We start from the raw sequence: 22675 nt of genomic DNA, 5'->3' as shown, positions 1-22675 counted from the left end.
GGCTCCTGTTACCCGCGGGTTGCCCAGTGATCGGCATGTATCTTTCCGAAGTCAAACGGCCCGTCATGGCCCCAACCCCTCCCCGTATGCGGGACGATTCCTGGTATGACCGCTCGTGCGACCCTCCCCTACGGCTCCTGGCCCTCTCCCATCTCCGCGGCCGATGTCGCCCGCGCCCGGCTGCGCCTCAGCTTCCCGACCGTCGTGGGCGATGACGTGTGGTGGCAGGAGACCCGGCCCGAAGAGGGCGGGCGGACCACGGTGGTCCACCTCAGGGGCGGTCACCGGACGGAGTTGCTCCAGGCCCCCTGGGACGCGCGCACCCGCGTCCACGAGTACGGAGGGCGGTCGTACCTGCCGATCCGTACCGCCGAGGGCTGGTCACTCGTGTTCTCCAACTATGAGGACCAGCGCCTGCACCGGCTGGACCCGGGCGATCCGAAGCCGTACCCGTTGACTCCGGAGCCGGCCGTCCCGGCGGGCCTGCGGTATGCCGACTTCGTGCTGTCCCCGGACGGGACGGAGATCTGGTGCGTGTGCGAAGGGCACATCGCCACGGCCCCTGAGGGCGAGGAGGGCGCGGCGGGCATCAGGCGCGCCATCGTCGCCGTCCCCTTGGACGGCAGTGCCGCCGAGGACGCCGCCGCCATCCGCGAACTGGTGACCGGAGCGCACTTCTACGCCAGCCCCGCCCCGTCCCCCGGTGGCGGGCACTTGGCCTGGGTGCAGTGGAACCACCCCCGGATGCCGTGGGACGGCACCGAAGTCCGCGTGGCCGCGATCGAGGACGGTGTCACCGTCGCGCCCCGCACGGTCAAGGGCGGGCTCACCGAATCCGCCGTTGCGCCCCTCTGGAATGACGACGAGACCCTCTACGTCATCTCCGACTGGCCCGGCTGGTGGAACATCTACCAAGTGGGCCTCCACGGCGAATCGCCTCAGGCGCTGTACCCGGCGGAGGAGGAGTTCACCGGCGCCCTATGGCAGCTCGGCGGCATGCCCTACGCGCTCCTCGGCGACGGGCGCCTCGCCGTCCTGCACGGTGAAGGCGACCTGCGGCTCGGCATCTACGACCCGGAGACGCTCGATCTCATCGACCTGGAGGTCCCGTACGAGCACTGGCAGCCGCAGCTGTCGGCCGACGGCACCACCATCGTGGGCATCGCCGGAGGGCCGGACATCCCGCCGTCCGTGGTCCGGGTCGACACCACCACCGGCCGGGTCGAGGGGCTCCGCCGCGAGCTCCCCGAGCTGCCGGACGTCGCGTACCTGTCGAAGCCGCGCGCCGAACGCCTCGAAGGACCGTTCGGGCGTCCCGTCCACGCCTACGTCTTCCCGCCCACCAACCCGGAGGCGGTCGCCCCGGAAGGCGAGCTGCCGCCGTACGTCGTGTTCGTCCACGGCGGACCCACCGGACGCGTGTCCAAGGTCCTCGACCTGGAGCGGGCGTACTTCACCAGCCGCGGCATCGGCGTCATCGACGTCAATTACGGCGGTTCCACCGGCTACGGCCGCGCCTACCGCGAACGCCTCCGCCGCCAGTGGGGCGTCGTGGACGTGGAGGACGCCGTGGCCGCCGCCCAGGCCCTCGTCGAGGGCGGTATCGCCGACCCGGCGCGCCTCGCGATCCGCGGAGGGTCCGCGGGCGGCTGGACGACGCTCGCGGCGGTCACGCAGACCGACGTGTTCAAGGCCGCCACGTCCTACTACGGCATCAGCGACCTGCAGAGCTTCGCCGAGGCGACCCACGACTTCGAGTCGCACTACCTCTTCGGCCTGATCGGCCCCCTGCCCGGCTTCGAACGGGCCTACGAGGAGCGCTCGCCGCTGAACCGCGCCGAGCACACGTCCTGCCCCGTCCTCCTCCTCCAGGGCCTGAACGACCCGGTGGTGCCGCCGGACCAGTCGGAGCGTTTCGCGGTGGCGCTCGCCGCGAAGAAGATGCCCTACGCCTACCTCACGTTCGAGGGCGAGTCGCACGGGTTCCGTCGCGCGGACACCGTCATCGCGTGCCTGGAGGCCGAGCTCGCCTTCTACGGCCAGACCCTCGGGTTCGAGCCGCGCGGCGTCGACCCGATCGACCTCACGGTCGGCTAAGCACCCCACGGCTGGGCTGAGCACGCCTCAGTCACGGCCGGGCTTGACCACGCCGCAGTCACGGCTGGGCTGAGCACGCCTCAGCCCAGGTGATGCCGGGGCCCCGGCCAGTGCCGGGCCGAGCACAGCGCGGCCCACAGACCGTTGACGCCTGTCAACGGGACGCCCTCCCGTTGACGGGCGTTCTCCCGTTGACGGGCGTTCTCGCGCGGAACCTCAGCGGGCGAACTCGATCGCCCGCGACTCCCGGACCACGGTCACGCGGATCTGCCCCGGATAGGTCAGCTCGTCCTCGACCTGCTTGGCGATGTCGCGCGCGATGACCTGCGCCTGGATGTCGTCGACCGAGTCCGGCTTGACCATCACCCGGATCTCCCGGCCCGCCTGCATCGCGAAGACCTTCTCCACGCCCTCGTGCCGGTCCCGGGCGATCTCCTCCAGCCGCTCCAGCCGCTTGACGTAGGCCTCCAGCGACTCGCGGCGCGCCCCCGGCCGGCTCCCGCTGACCGCGTCGGCGGCCTGGGTGAGCACGGCCTCCACCGTCCGGACCTCGACCTCGTTGTGGTGGGCCTCGATCGCGTGCACCACGTCCTCGTGCTCACCGTAGCGGCGTGCGATCTCCGCTCCGATCAGCGCATGGCTGCCCTCCACCTCGTGGGTGAGGGCCTTGCCGATGTCGTGCAGCAGCGTGCACCGCTTGGCGACCTCCACCGGCAGCCGCAGCTCGCTCGCCATCACCCCGGCGATGTGCGCGGACTCGATGAGGTGCTTCAGGACGTTCTGCCCGTACGACGTCCGATACCGGAGCTGCCCCAAGAGGGCGATGAGCTCCGGATGCATGTCGGCGATGCCCACCTCCACCAAGGCGTCCTCGCCCGCGCGCACACACAGCTGCTCCACGTCGCTCTTACTGCGCTCGTAGATCTCCTCGATCCGCTGCGGGTGGATCCGGCCGTCCAGGACGAGCTTCTCCAGGGTGAGCCTGCCGACCTCCCGGCGCACCGGATCGAAACAGCTCAGGAGCACGGCCTCTGGAGTGTCGTCGATGATGAGGTTCACGCCCGTCGTCGTCTCGAACGCGCGGATGTTGCGGCCCTCGCGGCCGATGATGCGGCCCTTCATCTCGTCGCTCGGCAGGTGCAGCACCGACACGACGGACTCGGCCGTCTGCTCGCTCGCGACCCGCTGGATCGCCAAAGTCACGATCTTGCGCGCGCGCTTCTCCCCCTCGGCGCGCGCCGAGTTCTCGATCTCCCGGATGATCGGGATGGCCTCCCGCTTCGCCTGGTTCTCGATCGCCGCGACCAGCTCGCCCTTGGCCTGGTCCGCAGTGAGACCGGCGGCCTGCTCCAGGACCCGCCGCCGCTCCTCCTCGACCTCGGCCAGCTCCGCCTTGCGCGCCTCCAGGGCCTTCTTGGCCTCCGCGAGCCGTCCCGACCACTCCTCCAGGCGGCGCATCTCGCCGTCGAGCCGCTGCTCCCGCTCGGCCAGGCGCGTCTCGCGGCGCTCCAGATCCTCCCTGAGCGTCCGCAGATCGTCCCGGAGGGCCCGGGCCTCCTCCTCCAGCTCCGCGCGCGCCGTGGCGGCGATCTGCTGCGCCTGCCGCTCGGCCTTCTCCAGGACGTCCTGCGCGTCGAGCTTGGCCTTGGCCCTGACCTCGTCCGCCTCACCGTGGGCCTGGGCCACCTCCGCCGCCCCCCTGCCCGGCAGGCCCCCGGGCCGCCGCAGGATGACGATGACGAGAGCGACCAGGGTCACCAGCAGCGCTGCACCCAGCAGGACGCTCTCCATGAGGCAGATCCTTCCTCGCCGCGGGCCCACCCGGAGTCAGGGCCCTGCCTTGCGAGGACTTACTCGCGTCCCGGCGGGACGCTCGGGTGCACGACATCACCGGGCCACGCCCACGGGCGCTCCCCGGCGACTCGGCCGAACGCGGCCAACGAACCTGTCCCTGATGCCTCTCAGCTGCTCGAACGTGCCCGGTCGTATAGCAATCCGCGAGACGCGGAGTAACTCCTCACTGCCGTAACGGTAAGCGGCACGGAGGTAATGAGCAAGCAAACCCCGGGCATTCCGGACTAACCGAACGGCCGCGTGAGGAGTTCCTTACCGGCCCCCTTGACCCCGCCCGCACGTCCGACCTGCCGCGTCGCGACCCCGCCCCTGTCAGGCCGGGGTCATCCAGCGTCAGCCTTCCCGTCATTCCCCGGCGTGTCGCCCCACGTTCATCCCGAGGAAAGCCGACAGCCCACCCCTCCCCCCGCAGCTGGTGCCACCCCCCGCCCATAACCACCCCAGGGCAGCCCCGCGACCGCTCGCCCGCCAACAACCGACCACACCACGGCCGCGACCGTCCGCCCGCCAATGACCGCCCCAAAGCGGCCCCGCGACCGCTCACCCGCCAATGACCGCCACCCGGCGACCCCGAATAACCGACCACACCACGGCCCCACAACCATCCGCTCGTCGATGACCGACCACACCACGGCCCGCGACCGTCCGCCCACCAATAGCCGACGACACGGCGGAAGCTCGACCGTCCGCCCGCCAATGACCGACCACACCACGGCCCCGCGACCGCTCGCCCGCCAATAAGCGACCACACCCCGGCCCCGCGACCGTCCGCCCGCCAATGACCGACGACACGGCGGAGGCTCGACCGTTCGCTCGTCGATGACCGACGACACGGTGGATCGTCGACTGAACCGCCCCTCAGCCCGCCGACGGCATCCGTCAGTCGAAGGGCGACGCGTCGGGAACGTCGTCGAGATCGGCGCCCTCGTCCGCGAGCGCCTCCTTGACCACCCGGTAACTCAGGCCGGGCGGATACCCCTTACGAGCGAGCATGCCCACCAGGCGGCGCATGCGCTTGGCCGGCTCGACACCCCGCGTACTACGGAGCTTCCGGTCGACCAGGGCGCGCGCGGTCTGCTCCTCCTGCTCCGGGTCGAGCGACTCGACCGCGTCGTTCACGGTCTCGTCGGCAACCCCGCGCCGCCGGAGCTCCGCGGCCAGGGCCCGTTTCGCGAGCCCCTTCCCCGCATGCCGTGACTGCACCCACGCCTGGGCGAACGCCTCGTCGTCGATGAGCCCGACGTCGCTGAACCGCGATAGAACGAGCTCGGCCACCTCATCGGGGATCCCCTTGCGCCGCAACGCGTCCGCCAACTGCGCCCGAGTACGCGGCGACATGGCGAGCAGCCGCAGGCAGATTTCCCGGGCCTTCGCCTCAGGATCGGACCCGCCGCCCCCCTGCTCCTCACGATCTCCCTCGCGCGGCTCACCACGCCCGCGCCCACCCGTCCGCTGACGCTTCTTCCCGCCAGCACCGGAGCCCTCGGGCCCCCAAACGCTGCCCGCACCCCCGAACGCACCACCACCCGCAGAACGGCCGCCAACGCCCTCACCTGCGGATGCCGCACCTCCACGACGCCGCCCACCTCGTCCAGAAGCGCTTCCCTTCGGCCGCCTCGCAGTCCCACCACGAGCCCCACGAGCACCAACCTCACCTCGCGAAGCCTCACCCGCCGGAACCTCGCCAGCAGAAGAACCACCGGCGACACCCGACTCGTCCTGATACGAAGCACTCGGCTCACCAAGTGACGCCTCGCGGGAACGACGCCCACGCCCGCTCGTCCCCCGGCCAGAACGCCCGACCGACAACGAGCCGTCAGAAGGTCCCCTCTCCCCGCCATCCCTCGACTCGCCAGAGCCGCCAGATCCCCCGGCCACCCGCAAGTCAGCCACGGACGAGCCAGGCGCGGGCAAATCAGGCGCTGGACGAGCGGGGGCGGACGAGTCAGACGCAGTACGGCCAGCCGCGAACTCAGCGGGCACGGACGGGCCCAGGAGTGAGGGCCCCGAAGGCGACGACGCGGAGGCGGATCCTTCGCGGATGGATCCTCCGGGAGCGAGTCCTTCGGGGACGGACCCTTCGAGGGCAGGTCCCCCGGGAGCGGATTTTCCGGGGACGGATCCTCCGGGAGCGGATCCTTCGGAAGCAGGTCCCCCGGAAGCGGATTCTCCGGGGACGGGCCCTCCGGGAGCGGATCCCCCGGGAGCAGATCCTCCGGGAGCGGGTCCTCCGGGAGCGGGTCCTCCGGGAGCGGGTCCCCCGGGGGCGCGCCCTTCGGGAGCGGGTCCTTCGGGAACGGGTCCTTCGGGAACGGATCCCCCGGGGGCGCGCCCTTCGGGGGCCGGTCCTTCGGGGGTGGGTGTTGGATGGGCGGGGCGTTTGGTCGTCGGTGATTCCGTGCGGTCGCTGGACGGGGTGGCTACGCGGCCGGGTTTGTCGCGCTGTGCGGTGGTAGCCGGAGTGGACGCTGTTGGCGGCGTGGTTTCGGCGTCGTCAGGCTCGGATGGCGCGACCACGGGGATGGGGGTGGCTGCCCAGGGGTTCGCATCGCCCTTCACGACCTGGAAGGGCAAAGGCTCGGCCGCAGCCGCCTCAGATGAGGTCGGCGCCTTAGAGCCGGATGGCCCGGAGGCGTTCGGGGCAGTGGAGCTTGGCTTGGTGGGAGGGGCCCCTGGGGTGGGTTGTTCGGTGGTCCAGGGGTTTGTCTCGGGGGTGCTCCAGGGTGGCGTGGGGGGTGGGGGCGCCGGGGCGTTCCACGGCAGGGGCGCGGACTCCTCCGGTGAGGTGTCCGGGGAGTCCGGGAGCCAGGGGTTGGCGGGGTCGTCCGGGGAGCGGGTCATGGCGCGGCCCGGGTGACGGGGTGTGACGGGTCAGGGGGCGGGCCCTCGGGAGCGGCGGCGCCATCGGGGAAGGTCCGCGCACCGGTGGGACGGTGCCGGGTAAGGCGCCGCCGCCCTACACACGAGATCATCGCTCACTCTTCGTCAAGAGTCACCCGTATCGGGGGATTCGCGGTCAGGAATCACCCGACTTGGCGGCCTTGGCGGGCTTCCTCCCGGCGGCGGCCTTCGCGGGGGCGGCGGCCGGGGCCGGGGCCGGCGGGGCGGCGTCCGCGGCGGCGGGCTCGGCCTCCTTGTCGACCTTCGGGCCGATGCCGAGCTTCTCCTTGATCCGCTTCTCGATCCCGTCGGCCATGTCGGGGTTGGCCTTGAGGAAGTTGCGGGCGTTCTCCTTGCCCTGGCCGAGCTGGTCGCCGTCGCAGGTGTACCAGGCGCCGGACTTGCGGACGAAGCCGTGCTCGACGCCGAGGTCGATCAGGCCGCCCTCGCGGCTGATGCCCTGGCCGTAGAGCAGGTCGAAGTCGGCGACGCGGAACGGCGGGGCCATCTTGTTCTTGACGACCTTCACGCGGACGCGGTTGCCGACGGCCTCGGTGCCGTCCTTGAGGGTCTCGATGCGGCGGACGTCGAGGCGGACGGAGGCGTAGAACTTCAGCGCCTTGCCGCCGGTGGTGGTCTCCGGGGAGCCGAACATGACGCCGACCTTCTCGCGGAGCTGGTTGATGAAGATGACGGTCGTCTTGGTCTGGTTGATCGCGCCGGTGAGCTTGCGGAGCGCCTGCGACATCAGCCGGGCCTGGAGGCCGACGTGGCTGTCGCCCATCTCGCCCTCGATCTCGGCGCGGGGGACGAGCGCCGCCACCGAGTCGATGATCACGATGTCGATGGAGCCGGAGCGGATCAGCATGTCGGTGATCTCGAGCGCCTGCTCGCCGGTGTCGGGCTGGGAGACCAGCAGCGCGTCGATGTCGACGCCGAGCTTGGCGGCGTACTCGGGGTCGAGGGCGTGCTCGGCGTCGACGAACGCGGCGATGCCGCCCTTGCGCTGGACGCTGGCCACCGCGTGCAGGGCGATGGAGGTCTTGCCGGAGCCCTCGGGGCCGTACACCTCGACGACGCGGCCGCGGGGCAGGCCGCCGATGCCGAGGGCGATGTCGAGGGAGATCGCGCCGGTGGGGATCACCTCGACCGGTGCCCGCGCCTCCTCGCCCATCCGCATGACCGAGCCCTTGCCGAACTGACGCTCGATCTGGGCGAGTGCGGTCTCGAGAGCCTTCTCCCGGTCGTTCGCTGCCATGAGATGTCCTTCTCGTCGTGAACTGTCGGCTCTCGGCCGCTGCTTGCGATGTCGAGGGCGACGTTACGGCGGGCCACCGACACTTTCGCAACCCGGGCGCGGACGCGGACGGCGTCCCGGGTCGCGGACCACCTTACCGAACATTCGTTCGATCATCTTTCCGAATGCCGTTTTGGGACGGGATTCACCGTGCGTTCCAGGGGCGGAACCCCGTACGCTGGCGCCGTCCACGGAGGGTTCCATCATGACGCTGACCGTTCTCTTCTGCGTCGATCCGCTCCATCCCCGGCGCGTTGACCCCCACTTCTCCCGCGAGGCCGCGGCCGTGCGGGACCACTACGGCGAGATCGCTCTGATCGACCACGACGCGCTGCGGCGCGGGGACGTGGAAGGGGCGGTGCGCGCGGTGCCCTCGGATCTGGGCGCCGTCTGGTACCGCGGCTGGATGGTCACCGGCGACCAGTATGCCGCGATCGCCACTCTCATGAAGCGCCGCGGTACGGTGCTGCTGACTCATCCGGACGACTATCGTCGCGCGCACGAGCTGCCGGGCTGGCACGACACGTTCGCCGGGCTGACCCCGCAGAGCGTGTGGCGGCCGCTGGCGCCGGGCCAGGATCCGGGCGACCTGAACGAGCTGGGCGAGCTGGTCCGGCCGCTGAAGGCGGGGCCCGCGATCATCAAGGACTACGTGAAGTCGCGCAAGCACGAGTGGGACGAGGCGTGCTTCGTGCCCGACGTGAAGAACCTGGCGCAGCTGCGGGACATCGCCGCCAAGATGATCGCCTTGCAGGACGACTACCTGGCGGGCGGCCTGGTCGTGCGCGAGTACGAGGACTACGACGGCCAGGGGGAGGCGCGCGTCTGGTGGGTGGACGGGGAGCCGGCCCTGGTGGGGCCCCATCCCGACAGTCCGGACGTGGAGCCCGACCCCGAGCTGGACGCGGTGGCGCCGGCGGTGCGGGCGCTGGGGTGCCGTTTCATCACGACGGACCTGGCGCGCCGCAGGGACGGCGCGTGGCGCGTGGTCGAGGTGGGCGACGGCCAGGTCAGCGATCTGCCCTCGTCCGTGGACGCCATGGACCTGTACGCGCATCTGCCGGTTCCGGACTGACACCGGCGGTGCCCGCGATGTGACGGAACCGGAATATGGGGTGCTTCCGTCTCAAGTCGTGCCGCCCCTAGGCTATGGCTTCGCGCGTTCGGAACCTGCCTCACGAGGGCGTCCGACCATGCCGTCCGGAACCTTCCGGGCGGCCGCCGTCTCGTTTTGAAGGACGTGTTCCCTTTGCCGCCACAGGAGTCCGCTCGCCGTCTCAGTTCCCGTGCCGTGAAGGTGGGGATGCTGGGCGCCCTGTCGCTGACGCTGGTCGCCTGCGGGTCCAAGTCGACGACCGCCTGGTGCGTGGACCGTTACGCCCCCGCCGTCGGTCAGACCAAGGGCGGGTACCGGGTGGTTCCGGACAGGTACTGCGATGTCAACGCCATCAACCGGTCCGCGACGAGTTCGTACGGGCAGTACTTCTGGTACTACGGCGGCAAGCGCAACTCCAGCGGCTACGTGTCGGGCGGGAGCTCCTACAGGCCCAGCAAAGGCAAGATCAAGTCGAGCAGCGGGCACACGCTGAGCCGCGGCGGGTTCGGCGGCGGCGGCCGGAGCGGGAGCTAGCCGGTGCGCCGTACCCGCTCCGCGCCCCGGGACGGCTGGGCCGAGAAGGTCGAGTCGCAGGGGCTCGCCTTCCACCGCACCGCTCATCCCGAGCATCTGACGCGTCCTTACTGGGACGAGTCCGTGCACTACGTCTTCGACATGGACGAGGTGCTGGCGCTCGAAGAGGTCGTCGAGGAACTGCACCGGATGTGCCTCCAGGTGGTGGAGCACGTCGTCAGCACGGGGCGCTACCACGTCCTCGGCATCCCGGAGTGGGTGGCGCCGCTGATCGAGGAGTCCTGGCGGCGCGGCGATCCCCACCTGTACGGGCGCTTCGACCTCCGCTACGACGGGAACGGCCCCGCCAAGCTGCTGGAGTACAACGCCGACACCCCGACCGCGCTGGTCGAGAGCTCCGTGGTCCAGTGGTACTGGCTGCAGGACGCGTTCCCCGGGGACGACCAGTGGAACTCCATCCACGAGCGGCTGGTGGCCCGCTGGAAGGAGATCGTCCCCAGGGTGGCGGACGGTCCGGCGCACTTCGCCTGGACGAACGGTGACGAGACGGGCGAGGAGGTCATGACGATCGCCTACATGCAGGAGACCGCCGAGGAGGCGGGCCTGCCGGGTGTGGCGATCGCCATGGAGGACATCGGCTGGGACTCGCGCCGCGAACGGTTCGTCGACCTGGACGAGCAGGAGATCCGCACGCTCTGCAAGCTCTACCCGTGGGAGTGGATCGTCTCCGAGCCGTTCGCCCGCAACATCCCCGGTGCGCCTACGTCCTGGATCGAGCCGATCTGGAAGATGGTGCTCTCCAATAAGGCGCTTCTGGTCCTGCTGTGGGAGCTCTTCCCCGGGCATCCCAATCTGCTGCCCACGTACCTGAACACGCCCGGCGGCCTCACGTCCTACGTCCAGAAACCACTGCTGGGCCGGGAGGGGGCGAGCATGCGCATCGTCACGCCGGACGGGCGCGAGCAGCGCACCTCGGGTGACTACGGCGCGGAGGGGTTCGTCTTCCAGGAGTTCTGCCCGCTGCCGGACTTCGATGGCGAGCATCCGGTGCTCGGCGCGTGGGTCGTCCATGACGAGTCGGCGGGGATCGGCATCCGGGAGACGTCCGGCCTCATCACGGACGACACCTCGTCGTTCGTTCCGCACCGGATCCCCGTGCGCCCGTAGACAGCTCTGCAACACCCTGCGGCCTTCTAAGGAGAACCATGACAACGCTCGCGGCGAACGACGACGGCCTCGGCCAGGTGCTGCTGGACGGGACCGGGGCGCTGTTCGCCTACGCCGGGGTCGGCCTGGTGCTGTTCATCGTCGGCTTCTACATGACCGACCTCGCCACGCCGGGCCGCCTGATCACGGTGATCCGCGAGCACCGCAACCCGAACGCGACGCTGCTGGCCTGCGCCGCCACCGTCGGCGTGGGGCTGATCGTCGGCGTGTCGATCTTCGCGTCGGGCGGGGACCTGGCCGAGGGGCTGACCCGGACGCTGGTGTTCGGCGGCGGCGGCATCGTGGCCCAGACGATCGCCACGCTGATCTTCGACCGGCTGGTCGGCATCCGGATCGGCACGCTGGCGGACGACGCCGACGACAAGCTGGAGCCCGCGGCGATCCTGCTGGCCGTGGCCAACCTCATGATCGGCTTCGTGACGGCCGTGGCGGTCTACTGACGGCGGGCCACCGGGGAGACCGACCGTCCGCAGGGCTTCATGACCGTACGGCGGGACGGCTAACGGTGCGCCAGGTGGGCTACTGGAGGGTAGAGGGGACGTCGAAGGTCGCGACGACGGCCTGCCACACCCTCTTGGCGGGTACGCCGTCGTCGAGGGCCTGCTCGATGGTGCGGCCGTCCAGTTCGGCCATGACGTAGTCCTTCGCCACGCTCTCGGCGTAGCTCTCGCCGAACTGCTGGTTCATCCGTTCCCAGAAAACTGTGAGCCGCACACGCCCACGCTATCCGACGGTCGGCTCCTCCAAGGACGCCGTGACCTCGCCCGGGACTTCCGGGGCCGTCCCCTGGCGGTACTGGCGGTGCAGCCCCGTCAGGTACCGCTCGACCCCTTCGACGACGCGGGCCGTCCGGTAGGAGGGGAAGACGTCGAAGGCGTGCTGGCCGCCCTTCATCTCCGCGTAGATGACGGGCGCCTTGGACGTCTCGCGAAGCCGCCGGACGAAGCGGCGTGCCTCCTCCACCGGCAGGAGCGAGTCGCGGCTGCCGTGGATGACGAAGAAGGGCGGGGCGTCCTCGCGCACGTAGGTGACCGGGGATGCTTTCGCATACGCCTCGCGGTTCTCCTCGAACGGCAGTTTGAGCACCATCCGCTGGAGGAGAGGGGTCGCTCCCATGGGGACGGGCCAGGGCCCGGCCTCGACGAAGTCGTACACGCCGTAGAAGGGCACGGCGCCCTGTACGGACGTGTCGACGTCCTCGAAGCCGGGTTGGAACTCGGGCACGTTGGCCGTCAGCGCCACCATCGCGGTGAGGTGCCCGCCCGCGGACCCTCCCGTCACGCACAGGAAGTCGGGGTCGGCGCCGTACTCCTCGGCTTGCTCCCGGTACCAGGCGACGAAGTGCTTGAGGTCGATGAGGTGCTCGGGCCAGGTCGCGCGGGGGCTGAGCCGGTAGTTGACGTTGAAGCACACCCAGCCCTGGACGGCCATGTGGTTGAGCAGCGGCAGACCCTGCTCGCGCTTGTCGCCGATGACCCATGCGCCTCCGTGGATCTGCATGAGCCCCGGACGCAGGTCCTTCCCCGAGGTCCCGGAGGTATCGGATGCGCTTTCGGCGGGCCGGTAGACGTCCAGTTTGAGGCGCAGCCGCCCTTCCTGCCGGAAGACGATGTTGCGGTCCACCCGGACGCCGCGGCGCGGGATCAGGCACAGCGGCGGCAGGAACAGGTGGGCGAGCGGGTAGCGGGGCGCGCCCTCCGGGTCGAGGTCCAGTGGCGCACCGCTCTCCCGAAGTGAGACGACCGTCCGGCGGGCGGCGACGATGGTCGCGGCCGTGCCCGCTGCACCGAGGATCCCGAGGGCGAGCCCGGTCCAGCCCGCCCAGCCGTCCAGGCCCCCGTAGGCGGCCGTGAGCGCGAGCGCGACGATCTCGGCGACGAGGAGGTGCGGGGCCAGTTCGATCGTGAGCCAGCCGGCGAAGAAGCTCGGCACCAGCAGGGCGGCGTGCCGGCGCGGGGCGTGCGCGTTCGCGGCGAGCAGGACGAACAGGATCCCGAGGGCGAGCAGGACGTAGGGCATCGCGACTCCCTGGGGGCGGAATCCTTCCCGTAGACCATGCCCAGACAAGTGCTTGCTTACAACGTCTGGGAGACGTGACGCGGGCCACTTCCGCGCGTTCTGTCGGACCCGCGAGGCAGGATGGGGGCATGGGTGGCGACGTGCTAGAACGCTTCTCCCCGGCGACCCGCGCCTGGTTCACCGGGGCGTTCGCCGCGCCGACGCCGGCGCAGGCGGGGGCGTGGGAGTCGATCTCGGGCGGCGACAACACGCTGGTCGTCGCGCCTACCGGCTCCGGCAAGACCCTCGCCGCGTTCCTGTGGTCCCTCGACCGCCTCGCCACCGAACCCTACGGATCGCGAGACGCGCAGGCTCCTTCCGAGCTCCTCCCACCCGCCGACGCCGCCCAGCGCTCGGCTTCCGCGCAACGTCCCGGATCGGCTCGGCCTGGCGAACCCGCCGACGACTCTCGGCCCGGCGGATCAGTCCAGCCCGACGAACGCGGTCGGTCCGGCGCGGCAAGCGCGGGTCCTGGGACGTCGCGGCGGGGCGAGGCAGGGGCGGTGGCCGATCCGCTGCGGCGTTGCCGGGTCCTGTACGTCTCGCCGCTGAAGGCCCTCGCGGTGGACGTCGAGCGCAACCTGCGGGCCCCGCTCACAGGCATCCGGCAGGCGGCGCGCCGGCTCGGGCTGCCCGAGCCCGACGTCCGGGTGGGGATGCGCTCGGGCGACACGCCGGCGGACGAGCGCAGGCGCCTCGCCGTGAAGCCGCCCGACATCCTCATCACCACGCCCGAGTCGCTGTTCCTGATCCTCACCTCGCGGGCGCGCGAGTCGCTGCGCGGCGTGGAGACGGTGATCGTCGACGAGGTGCACGCGGTGGCCGGTACCAAGCGCGGCGCGCACCTGGGGCTGTCCCTCGAACGCCTCGACGCCCTCCTCGACCGGCCCGCGCAACGGATCGGGCTGTCGGCGACGGTCCGTCCCCCGGACGAGGTCGCCGCGTTCCTCGGCGGGACACGCCCCGCGAGGGTGGTGCAGCCGCCCTCCGACAAGGTGTTCGACCTCGACATCGTCGTCCCCGTCGAGGACATGGGCGAGATCGGGGGCTTCGTCGACGACTCCGGCGCGGCCGACCCGCGGCAGCGCAGCATCTGGCCCCACGTGGAGGACCGCCTCCTCGACCTCATCGAGGCGCACCGCTCGACCCTGGTGTTCGCGAACTCGCGGCGGCTCGCCGAGCGGCTCTGCGGGCGCCTCAACGAGCTGGCGTACGAGCGGGCCACCGGCGAGCCCCTGGCCGAGGACCACTCCCCCGCCGCGACGATGGCACAGGCGGGGGCGTCCAAGGGCGCGCCGATGGAGATCGCCCGCGCGCACCACGGTTCCGTGTCCAAGGAGGAGCGGGCCGGTATCGAGAACGCCCTGAAGGAGGGGCGCCTCCCCGCCGTCGTGGCGACGTCCAGCCTGGAGCTTGGCATCGACATGGGAGCGGTCGATCTGGTCGTCCAGGTGGAGTCGCCGCCATCGGTATCGAGCGGCCTCCAGCGGGTCGGGCGGGCCGGTCACCAGGTCGGGGCCGTCTCCAAGGGCGTCATCTTCCCCAAGTACCGGGGCGACCTCGTCCAGACGGCGGTGGTGTCGGAGCGGATGCGCGGCGGGGAGATCGAGGAGCTGCGCTACCCGCGCAACCCCCTCGACGTCCTCGCGCAGCAGATCGTCGCGATGGTCTCCATGGACGAGTGGACCGTCGACGACCTGGAGACCCTGGTCAAGCGCGCCGCGTCCTACGCCACGCTCCCCCGGTCGGCCCTGGAGGCCACGCTCGACATGCTCGCCGGGCGCTACCCCAGCGACGAGTTCGGTGAGCTCCGCCCCCGCCTCGTCTGGGACCGCGTCACCGGCGTCCTGCGCGAGCGCCCCGGTGCCCAGCGCCTCGCGGTCACCAGCGGCGGGACGATCCCCGACCGCGGGCTGTTCGGCGTGTTCCTGGTCGGGGAGAAATCGTCCCGGGTCGGGGAGCTCGACGAGGAGATGGTGTACGAGTCGCGAGTCGGCGACGTGTTCGTGCTCGGCGCGAGCTCCTGGCGGATCGAGGACATCACCCCCGACCGGGTCCTGGTGTCGCCCGCGCCGGGGCAGCCCGGCAAGCTCCCGTTCTGGCACGGCGACACGCTGGGACGGCCCGCGGAGCTGGGGCGCGCCCTCGGCGCGTTCACCCGCGAGCTGGCCGGGCTGCCGGCCGAGGCCGCGCAAGAACGGGTCGCGGCCGCGGGCCTGGACCCCTGGGCCGCAGGCAACCTCGTGTCCTACGTGGGCGAGCAGAGGGAGGCCACCGGACACGTCCCCGACGACCGCACGATGGTCGTCGAACGGTTCCGCGACGAGCTCGGCGACTGGCGCATGGTCGTCCACTCGCCGCTGGGCGCGCGCGTGCACGCACCCTGGGCCCTGGCCATCGCCGGACGCCTGCGCGAACGGTACGGGGTGGACGCCCAGGCCATGCACGCCGACGACGGCATCGTCATCCGCATCCCCGACATGGACGAGCCGCCGAGCCTCGACCTCACAGTGTTCGACGCGGACGACATCGAGCGCATCGTCGTCGACGAACTGGGCGGATCGGCGCTGTTCGCGGCCCGGTTCCGCGAGTGCGCGGCGCGGTCCCTGCTGCTGCCGCGACGCCGTCCCGACAAGCGCATGCCGCTGTGGCAGCAGCGCCAGCGCGCCGCGCAACTGCTGTCGGTGGCGAGCAAGTACCCGTCGTTCCCGATCGTCTTGGAGACGATGCGGGAGTGCGTGCAGGACGTTTTCGACGTTCCGGGCCTGGTCCAGCTGATGCGGGACGTGTCGGGCCGCAAGGTTCGGCTGGTCGAGGTAGAGACGCCCGAACCGTCCCCGTACGCGCGGTCGCTGCTGTTCCACTACGTGGGCGCGTTCATGTACGAGGGCGACTCGCCGCTCGCCGAACGCCGTGCCCAGGCCCTCGCCCTCGACTCGGCGCTGCTCGCCGAGCTGCTCGGTCAGGCCGACCTCCGCGAGCTGCTCGACCCGGACGCCGTCGCCGAGACCGAGCGCGAGCTCCAGCGCCTGGCGAACGACCGCCGTGCCCGCGACATGGAGGGCGTCGCCGACCTCCTGCGAGCACTCGGCCCGCTCACCACGTCCGAGACGGCCGCGCGAATCACCCCCACCCCTACCGGATACCTCCCGGAAGGGCCCGAAGCGAGCACGCCCGAACTCGGCACTCCGAGAACCGTCTCAGGCCCCGGCGACACAGCTTCCGGCACAGGCGAGATCGCATCCAGTACAGGCGAGATCGCGTCCGGCACCAGCGGTCCTGAGGCCGGTACTGGCGACATCGGTTCCCGTACAGGCGAGATCGCGTCCGGCACGGGCGACGTCGGTTCCGGTACCAGCGGTCCTGGGGCTGGTACTGGCGACATCGGTTCCGGTACAGGCGGGATCGTGTCTGGTACGGGTGATGTCGGTTCTGGTGCTGGCGATCCCGGGGCCGCTTCTGGGGTGGTCGCTTCGGGTGCGCTCACCCAGGCGTCGCGGTGGCTGGCGGAGCTGGAGGCGTCGCGGCGGGCGATTCGGGTCCGGATCGGCGGCGAGGAGCGCTGGGCCGCCATCGAGGACGCGGGCCGTCTCCGCGACGCGCTCGGCGCGCCGCTGCCCGTTGGCGTGCCCGAGGCCTTCCTCGAACCCGTGGACGATCCCCTAGGCGACCTGGTCTCCCGCTACGCGCGCACGCACGGACCGTTCCGTCCGGCGGAGCCCGCGGCGCGTTTCGGCCTCGGTGTCGCCGTGGTCGTGGAGACGCTGCGGCGGCTGGCGGGCGCGGGCCGGGTCGTGGAGGGCGAGTTCCTCCCGGTGGAGGCCGTGTCCGGTCCGCTGACGACCGAGTGGTGCGACACCGGCGTGCTGCGGACGCTGCGGCGGCGGTCGCTGGCGCGGCTGCGGGCCGAGGTGGAGCCGTCGCCGCCCGAGTCGCTCGGGCGTTTCCTGCCCACGTGGCACGGGATCGAGGGCGGGTCGCGGCTGCGCGGCATCGACGCGCTCATCCAGGCCATCGAGCAGTTGCAGGGCGCCGCCGTCCCCGCGTCCGCGCTGGAGACGCTGGTGCTGCCGTCGCGCGTGCCCGGCTACTCCCCCGCCATGCTCGACGAGCTGACGTCCGCGGGCGAGGTCGTCTGGGCCGGGCAGGGCGGGCTGCCGGGCGGTGACGGCTGGGTGTCGCTGTACCTCGCCGACACCGCGCCGCTGCTGATGCCGGAGCCCGCGGAGATCACGCTCACGCCGGCGCACCAGGCCGTCCTGGACGCGCTCGGCGACGGCGGCGCGCTGTTCTTCCGCACGCTCGCCGACCGGGTGAGCGCCCAGGTCACCACCTCCGACGCCGATCTGGTCACCGCCGTGTGGGATCTGGTGTGGGCCGGTCACCTGACGAACGACACCCTGGCCCCGCTGCGCGCCGTGCTCGGCTCGGGCCGTCCCACGCACCGGTCGCGGACGACGCGCCGGGGGCGTCCGGTGCTGCCGTCCAGGACGGGTCCGCCCACGGTCGCCGGACGGTGGTGGCCGCTTCCCGAGCGCGAGACGACGGCGACGCTGCGCTCGCACGCTCTCGCGGAGGCGCTGCTGGAGCGGTACGGCATCGTGATCCGCGGTGCCGTGGCCGCCGAGCGGACACCGGGCGGGTTCTCGGCGGTCTACCCGGTCCTCCGCGCGTTCGAGGAGAGCGGGCGGTGCCGCCGCGGCTACTTCGTCGAGGGGCTGGGGGCCGCCCAGTTCGCGCTGCCCGGCGCCGTCGACCGGCTCCGCGCCCTCCGCCCGTCCGACGCCGGGCCGCCGGACGATCTCGCCGCGCTGTGGGAGACGCCCGCGCCAGCCTCCCGGCGGGCCGAGCGCCGCGCTCTGGTGCTCGCCGCGGCCGACCCCGCCAACCCGTACGGCGCCGCCCTGCCCTGGCCCGAGCGCGACGACGAGGTCGCCAGTGGTCACAAGCCCGGACGCAAGGCCGGGGCACTCGTCGTACTGGTGGAGGGCCGCCTCGCCCTCTACGTCGAGCGTGGCGGCCGCACGCTGCTGACCTGGGACGACGACCCGGACGTCCTGCAACCCGCGGTCGACGCGCTCGCGCTCGCCGTCCGGGAGGGGGTCCTCGGCAAGCTCACGGTGGAGCGGGCCGACGGCGCGTCGATCGGCGACTCGCCGCTCGCGGCCGCGCTGGAGTCCGCGGGCTTCCATCCCACTCCGCGCGGGCTGCGGCTGCGCGCCTGATCCGCCGGCCTCCGCAGGATCAGCAGGACGGCGCCGCCGCAGACCAGCACTCCGGCGAGGGAGAGCGGCGTGAGGGTGTTGCCGAACGCGGCCCAGCCCCACAGCATCGTCGTGGGCGGGGTGAGGTAGAGCAGGGCGGAGACGCGCGTGACCCCCGTACGGCGGACGTTCACCCAGTAGAGCCCGTATCCGCCGAACATCGCCATCACCACCACCATGGCGACGGCGATCCAGAAGCCGGGGTCGGACGGCGGCGTGAGGTCGCCGGTCACGCCCGCGATGCCGGTGAACAGCAGCATGCTGATGCCCGCCTGCACGGCCAGCGCCTCCGGGATCCCCGCGGAGGGGCGGGTGCGGCGCTCGATGAGCGTGGCGCCGACGAGGCACAGCATCGCGGCGGCGGGCAGCGCGTACGCCCAGGCGGGCGCCCCGCCCTTCAGGTCGCCGCCGACGACGAGCGCGACGCCCGCGAGCCCGGCGGCGAACCCCGCGGCCTGCCGCCCGGTGATCCGCTGGCCGAGGACGGGCACGGCGAGGACGACCGCGGCGATCGGCTGGAGCGCCGTGATCAGGTCGTTGACGCCCGCGCTGACCCCGTGCTGCGTCGCGAGGAAGACGCCGTAGAGGTAGCCGCCCTGGGCGAGCAGGCCGATGAGCGCGTGCAGGCCGAGGTCGCGGGCCCGGACGCGGCGCCGCCGCCGCGCCATGATCGCGGCGAGCACGGCCGCGGCGATGAGGAACCGCCAGGCCAGCAGCGTCGCGGCGGACGCGCTCCGGGTGCCGAGCTCGGCGGCGATGAAGCCGGAGCTCCACGTGACGACGAAGGCGGCTCCGAGCAGGACGTCGATCTTCGGGACGGGCACGGCACCTCCAGGTATACATACCGGTATACCTACACCGTAGCCATACCGGTATGTATACTTGTGGTCTACCTTTGCCGGAGGAGGAACCCATGCCGGTCACCGGACCCGGTGCCCAGCCGTCCGACGTGCGCGAACGTCCGCTCACGCCCGCGGGGCGGCGCGTCCTCGAAGTGGCGAGCGAGCTGTTCTACGAGCGCGGCATCGGCTCGGTGGGGATGGAGCTGATCGCCGCCGAGGCCGGGGTCACCAAGAAGACCGTCTACGACCGCTTCGGGTCCAAGGACGCGCTGATCCTCGCCTACCTCCGCGGCCGCGACGAGCGCTGGCGCGCCTACACGACCGAGCGGCTCGCCGCCGTCCCGGACCCCCGCGAGCGCCTCCTCGCCACGTTCGACGCCCTCGGGGACTGGCTGGCCACCGAGTGCGGCCGGGGCTGCTCGATGGTGAACGCCTGCGCCGAGCTGCCCGACCCCGGCCATCCCGTCCACCAGGTCGCCGCCGAGCAGAAGGCCTGGGTGCGGGACCTCTACACCCGCCTCATCGGCGACGGAGCCATCGGCACGCCACCGGACGGGCTGGCCGAGCAGCTCCTCATCCTGCACGAGGGCGCGATCATCGCGTTCAGCGTCGCGGGCATCCAGAACGCCACCACCCTGGCCCGCACCGCCGCCGACGCGCTGATCCCCCGCCCGACCGAACCCACGGCTGCCGTTTGAGCACGGCACCGGTCGCGTTGCTTAACGGCGGCTCTTGAACATTGAGATCAGGCCGCGTAGGGCGCGTTCGTCCAGGGAGCCGAACGGGTTGTCGTGGACGAGGTAGGTCCACGTCGCCGAGGGGCGCTTCAGGTCGGCGGAGTCCAGATCGATCCCATCGTCGGTGACGGTCAGCGCGTTGAACGCCTCCACCGACTCCGCGCGCGCCCGGGGAAGGATCCGCTTGCCCGCGGGCACCGCCTCCCGGTTGAACTCGATTAGCGGGTCGAGGCCGCGGCCGAGCGATCGCAGGTGGATCCCCTCGCGGAGGTCGGCGAGGAAGGCCAGGTGCTCGGCCCAGCAGCGGTCCAGTCGGTACAGGACGATCTGGCGCGCGGCGGCGGCCACGGCCTCCGTCCCGGCGAGCCCGACCAGCTCGGCGTGCCGGTCCGGGGCCTTCTCGGCCATCAGGCGGTCGGCGCGGTCGCCGCGCAGGACCTCCGCGCGCTCGGCGAGCACCTCGCGCCGCTGGAGCCCGATCAGGTGGTTGTACCGCCAGGTGTTGCGGTGCAGTTCCAGGTCGACGCCCTCGGCGACGCGCTGGGCGTGCCCGACGACCCAATCGGCGCCCTTGTCCCGGATGCGGCCGTCGTCGTCCGCCGCGGCCTTCACCTTGTGGTCGGGGGCGTAGCGGGTGACGAGGTCGTCCTGGAGGCTCGCGAAGAACACCGAGCCGCCGGGGTCGCCCTGGCGTCCCGCGCGGCCTCTGAGCTGGTCGTCCAGGCGGCTGCTGTGGTAGCGGCCGGTCCCGATGACGAGGAGGCCGCCGGCGGCGGCGACGCGGTCGTGCTGCGAGCCGGCCGCCTCGGCCGGGGCGGTGCCCGGCGCCGCCTGGGCGGGGCTGCCGCCGAGGCGGATGTCGGTGCCGCGGCCCGCCATCTGCGTCGACACGGTGATCGCTCCTGGTGCCCCCGCCTCCGCGATGATCGCCGCCTCCTCGGCGTCGTTCTTGGCGTTGAGGACGACCCGGTCGAGTCCGGCGCGGGAGAGCCGGCGGGCGAGCCGCTCGGACTCGGCGACGTCGCCGGTGCCGACCAGGACCGGCCGTCCGGCGGCGTGCGCGGCGGCGATCTCCTCGACGATCGCGACCTCCTTGTCGGCGGCGGTCGCGTAGAGGCGGTCGGGGGCGTCCTCGCGGACGCAGGGCCGGTTCGGCGGCACCACGGCGATCTGCAGCGAATAGAACTCGGTGAGCTGACCGGCGACGGCCATCGCGGTGCCGGTCATGCCGCACCGGATCGGGTAACGCCCGATCAGTTCCTGGACGGTGACCGAGTCGAGGATCTCCCCACTCGGGGACGCCTCCAGGGCCTCCTTCGCCTCGACGGCGGCCTGGAGCCCGTCGGGCCAGCGCTGGAGCAGCGCGACGCGTCCGCGCGACTCGCTGATGAGCTTCACCGCGCCGTCCCGGACGATGTAGTCGACGTCGCGGTGGAGCAGGACCTCGGCATGCAGGGCGACGTTCACCGCGGTGAGGGTGTCGAGGTGCTCGGGAGCGTAGAGGTCGAGGCCGAGGACGCGCTCCACCTCGCGGGTGCCCGCCGGGGTGAGCTGCACGGTGCGGGCCTCGTCGTCGGTCGCGTAGTGCAGGCCGGGCCGCAGCCTGCGGACGAGGTCGGCGTACCGGGGGTCGGCCGCGTCCAGGTCGGTGGCGCCGGCGAGGACGAGCGGGACCATCGCCTCGTCCACCAGCACGGAGTCGGCCTCGTCGATCAGCGCGACTGAAGGCTCCGGCAGGACGACGGCGGCCTCGTCAGTGGCGAGGCGGTCGCGGAGGAGGTCGAAACCGATCTCGCTGACCGGCGCGTGCACGACGTCGGCCCGGTACGCCTCGCGCCGCTCCTCCGGCGTGGACGCCTGCCCCACCCAGGCGACGGACACGCCCAGCATCGTGTAGAGCGGTTCCATCCATTCGGCGTCGCGCCGGGCGAGGTAGTCGTTGACCGACATGACGTGGACGCGGTGACCGCGCAGCGCGTATCCGGCCGCAGCGAGCGCGCCGGAGAGGGTCTTGCCTTCGCCGGTGGCCATCTCCGCGATGTGACCGGACAGTAGGGCGAGCGTTCCGATGAGCTGGACGTCGAACGGGCGCTCGCCGAGCGTCCGGCGGGCCGCCTCCCGGCCGAGGGCGCACAGTTCGGCGTCGTCCCGGGCGGCGCCAGGGGCGGTCACCGCGGCGGTCAACCCCTCGTCGCTCAGCGCGCGGACGCGGGACTCGCGCGCGCCCGCCTCCGCCACGACGGCCCGGAACGGCGCGAGATCGACGCTCCCGGGCTTCTGGACGAGGCGCCGCAGCCGGTCACGCAGCGCCATGGCGCCCCCTCGGTCGCTCGGTCATGGTTCCCCCAACGGGCGGGTACGGGCCGTCGTTCCTATGATCCCAGCGTGTGCGGCGCGACGGTCCGCCGCCGTCCGCACGACCCTCGTCCGAGCGGCCTCCGCAGGAGGTCTGACCTCGACTTCATCCCTCAGACGGATCCCCTGGACGCCGCGGGTTTGAGAGCATGAGGACCTACGGGGTTGCGGTGGCCAAGGGGAAAGCGCCACCGCGGAACGGGGTTCGCCATGACACCTACGGCACGGTGGGCCGCCGCGCAGCGGCGGAAGCGTCAGATCATCAGCCAGACGGTCATCGACCGCGCGCTCAACGACCCGCGGCGCCACGTCCCGGACGTGGTCGACACGGCGTCCGCGAAATAGGCCGGGACGCCGATCGAGCGACGCGGCGCCGGGCCGAGCGGCACGGTGCCCGCCGAGCGGGACGGCGTCCGCGGGGTAGCCGGCCGCCC

14 protein-coding genes and 1 pseudogene are annotated in these 22675 nt (G+C 72.1%); 8 read left to right on the top strand and 7 right to left on the bottom strand.

The window, feature by feature from the left end:
- Nucleotides 1-105: 105 nt before the first annotated feature.
- The gene (locus tag E1300_RS05305) at nt 106-2097 is read left to right on the top strand and encodes a S9 family peptidase (protein WP_131755741.1); all 1992 of its coding nucleotides are present in this window, start codon (nt 106-108) and stop codon (nt 2095-2097) included.
- A 216-nt stretch (nt 2098-2313) separates the two neighbouring features.
- Here the strand turns inward: E1300_RS05305 and rny are convergent, their stop codons facing one another.
- The 3 genes from rny to recA all read right to left on the bottom strand — a co-directional run bounded on the left by rny (nt 2314) and on the right by recA (nt 8089).
- The gene (rny, locus tag E1300_RS05300) at nt 2314-3888 is read right to left on the bottom strand and encodes a ribonuclease Y (RefSeq protein WP_131755740.1); all 1575 of its coding nucleotides are present in this window, start codon (nt 3886-3888) and stop codon (nt 2314-2316) included.
- Nucleotides 3889-4830: 942 nt separating this feature from the next.
- A complete protein-coding gene (locus tag E1300_RS05295) occupies nt 4831-5310 on the bottom strand; it encodes a regulatory protein RecX (RefSeq protein WP_370784424.1) in 480 nt (159 codons plus the stop codon).
- A gap of 1657 nt (nt 5311-6967) precedes the next feature.
- Nucleotides 6968-8089, bottom strand: a complete 1122-nt coding sequence (gene recA, locus E1300_RS05290; RefSeq protein WP_131755738.1) for a recombinase RecA — start codon at nt 8087-8089, stop codon at nt 6968-6970.
- A 244-nt stretch (nt 8090-8333) separates the two neighbouring features.
- Here recA and E1300_RS05285 point away from each other — a divergent pair, with 244 nt between their 5' ends.
- From E1300_RS05285 to E1300_RS05270, 4 genes are all read left to right on the top strand, one after another.
- The gene (locus E1300_RS05285) at nt 8334-9203 is read left to right on the top strand and encodes an ATP-grasp domain-containing protein (RefSeq protein WP_131755737.1); all 870 of its coding nucleotides are present in this window, start codon (nt 8334-8336) and stop codon (nt 9201-9203) included.
- A gap of 228 nt (nt 9204-9431) precedes the next feature.
- Complete coding sequence (locus E1300_RS05280; RefSeq protein WP_207399492.1) at nt 9432-9758, top strand: hypothetical protein; 327 nt, start codon at nt 9432-9434, stop codon at nt 9756-9758.
- 3 nt (nt 9759-9761) lie between these two features.
- Complete coding sequence (locus E1300_RS05275) at nt 9762-10925, top strand: glutathionylspermidine synthase family protein (RefSeq protein ID WP_131755735.1); 1164 nt, start codon at nt 9762-9764, stop codon at nt 10923-10925.
- A gap of 38 nt (nt 10926-10963) precedes the next feature.
- Nucleotides 10964-11425, top strand: a complete 462-nt coding sequence (locus E1300_RS05270) for a DUF350 domain-containing protein (protein ID WP_131755734.1) — start codon at nt 10964-10966, stop codon at nt 11423-11425.
- A gap of 79 nt (nt 11426-11504) precedes the next feature.
- On the opposite strand, the gene E1300_RS05265 is transcribed toward E1300_RS05270, so the two are convergent.
- Together E1300_RS05265 and E1300_RS05260 are read right to left on the bottom strand one after the other, a co-directional pair.
- The gene (locus tag E1300_RS05265; protein ID WP_131755733.1) at nt 11505-11699 is read right to left on the bottom strand and encodes a DUF3046 domain-containing protein; all 195 of its coding nucleotides are present in this window, start codon (nt 11697-11699) and stop codon (nt 11505-11507) included.
- Between the two features lie 9 nt (nt 11700-11708).
- Nucleotides 11709-13004: an alpha/beta hydrolase gene (locus E1300_RS05260; protein WP_131755732.1), complete on the bottom strand. Its 1296-nt coding sequence runs from the start codon at nt 13002-13004 to the stop codon at nt 11709-11711.
- A 128-nt stretch (nt 13005-13132) separates the two neighbouring features.
- On the opposite strand from E1300_RS05260, the gene E1300_RS52170 reads away from it, so the two are divergent.
- The gene (locus tag E1300_RS52170; protein WP_165502682.1) at nt 13133-18268 is read left to right on the top strand and encodes an Lhr family helicase; all 5136 of its coding nucleotides are present in this window, start codon (nt 13133-13135) and stop codon (nt 18266-18268) included.
- Nucleotides 18269-18342: 74 nt separating this feature from the next.
- Here the strand turns inward: E1300_RS52170 and E1300_RS05245 are convergent.
- Nucleotides 18343-19131, bottom strand: a pseudogene (locus E1300_RS05245) (DMT family transporter); the annotation flags it as partial.
- A gap of 89 nt (nt 19132-19220) precedes the next feature.
- Here E1300_RS05245 and E1300_RS05240 point away from each other — a divergent pair.
- A complete protein-coding gene (locus E1300_RS05240) occupies nt 19221-19847 on the top strand; it encodes a TetR/AcrR family transcriptional regulator (RefSeq protein ID WP_131755731.1) in 627 nt (208 codons plus the stop codon).
- A gap of 21 nt (nt 19848-19868) precedes the next feature.
- On the opposite strand, the gene secA2 is transcribed toward E1300_RS05240, so the two are convergent.
- Complete coding sequence (secA2, locus tag E1300_RS05235; RefSeq protein WP_131755730.1) at nt 19869-22199, bottom strand: accessory Sec system translocase SecA2; 2331 nt, start codon at nt 22197-22199, stop codon at nt 19869-19871.
- A gap of 252 nt (nt 22200-22451) precedes the next feature.
- Between secA2 and E1300_RS53320 the strand changes: the two genes are divergently transcribed.
- Nucleotides 22452-22586, top strand: coding sequence for a hypothetical protein (locus E1300_RS53320; protein WP_278045342.1), 135 nt, complete (start codon nt 22452-22454; stop codon nt 22584-22586).
- Nucleotides 22587-22675: the final 89 nt, after the last annotated feature.

Source organism: Actinomadura fibrosa, from assembly GCF_900659615.1.
GTDB classification, from domain to species: domain Bacteria; phylum Actinomycetota; class Actinomycetes; order Streptosporangiales; family Streptosporangiaceae; genus Spirillospora; species Spirillospora fibrosa.
The sequence above is the reverse complement of the archived record's forward strand: the minus strand, read 5'-3'. Positions and strand labels throughout refer to the sequence as shown.

What these genes read in the sequence shown, in the direction of transcription:
- recA (WP_131755738.1), bottom strand. Translation starts at nt 8,089, where the DNA reads ATGGCAGCGAACGACCGGGAGAAGGCTCTCGAGACCGCACTCGCCCAG.
- E1300_RS52170 (WP_165502682.1), top strand. Translation starts at nt 13,133, where the DNA reads ATGGGTGGCGACGTGCTAGAACGCTTCTCCCCGGCGACCCGCGCCTGG.
- E1300_RS05240 (WP_131755731.1), top strand. Translation starts at nt 19,221, where the DNA reads ATGCCGGTCACCGGACCCGGTGCCCAGCCGTCCGACGTGCGCGAACGT.
- E1300_RS05305 (WP_131755741.1), top strand. Translation starts at nt 106, where the DNA reads ATGACCGCTCGTGCGACCCTCCCCTACGGCTCCTGGCCCTCTCCCATC.
- E1300_RS05280 (WP_207399492.1), top strand. Translation starts at nt 9,432, where the DNA reads ATGCTGGGCGCCCTGTCGCTGACGCTGGTCGCCTGCGGGTCCAAGTCG.
- E1300_RS05270 (WP_131755734.1), top strand. Translation starts at nt 10,964, where the DNA reads ATGACAACGCTCGCGGCGAACGACGACGGCCTCGGCCAGGTGCTGCTG.
- E1300_RS53320 (WP_278045342.1), top strand. Translation starts at nt 22,452, where the DNA reads ATGACACCTACGGCACGGTGGGCCGCCGCGCAGCGGCGGAAGCGTCAG.
- rny (WP_131755740.1), bottom strand. Translation starts at nt 3,888, where the DNA reads ATGGAGAGCGTCCTGCTGGGTGCAGCGCTGCTGGTGACCCTGGTCGCT.
- E1300_RS05285 (WP_131755737.1), top strand. Translation starts at nt 8,334, where the DNA reads ATGACGCTGACCGTTCTCTTCTGCGTCGATCCGCTCCATCCCCGGCGC.
- secA2 (WP_131755730.1), bottom strand. Translation starts at nt 22,199, where the DNA reads ATGGCGCTGCGTGACCGGCTGCGGCGCCTCGTCCAGAAGCCCGGGAGC.
- E1300_RS05260 (WP_131755732.1), bottom strand. Translation starts at nt 13,004, where the DNA reads ATGCCCTACGTCCTGCTCGCCCTCGGGATCCTGTTCGTCCTGCTCGCC.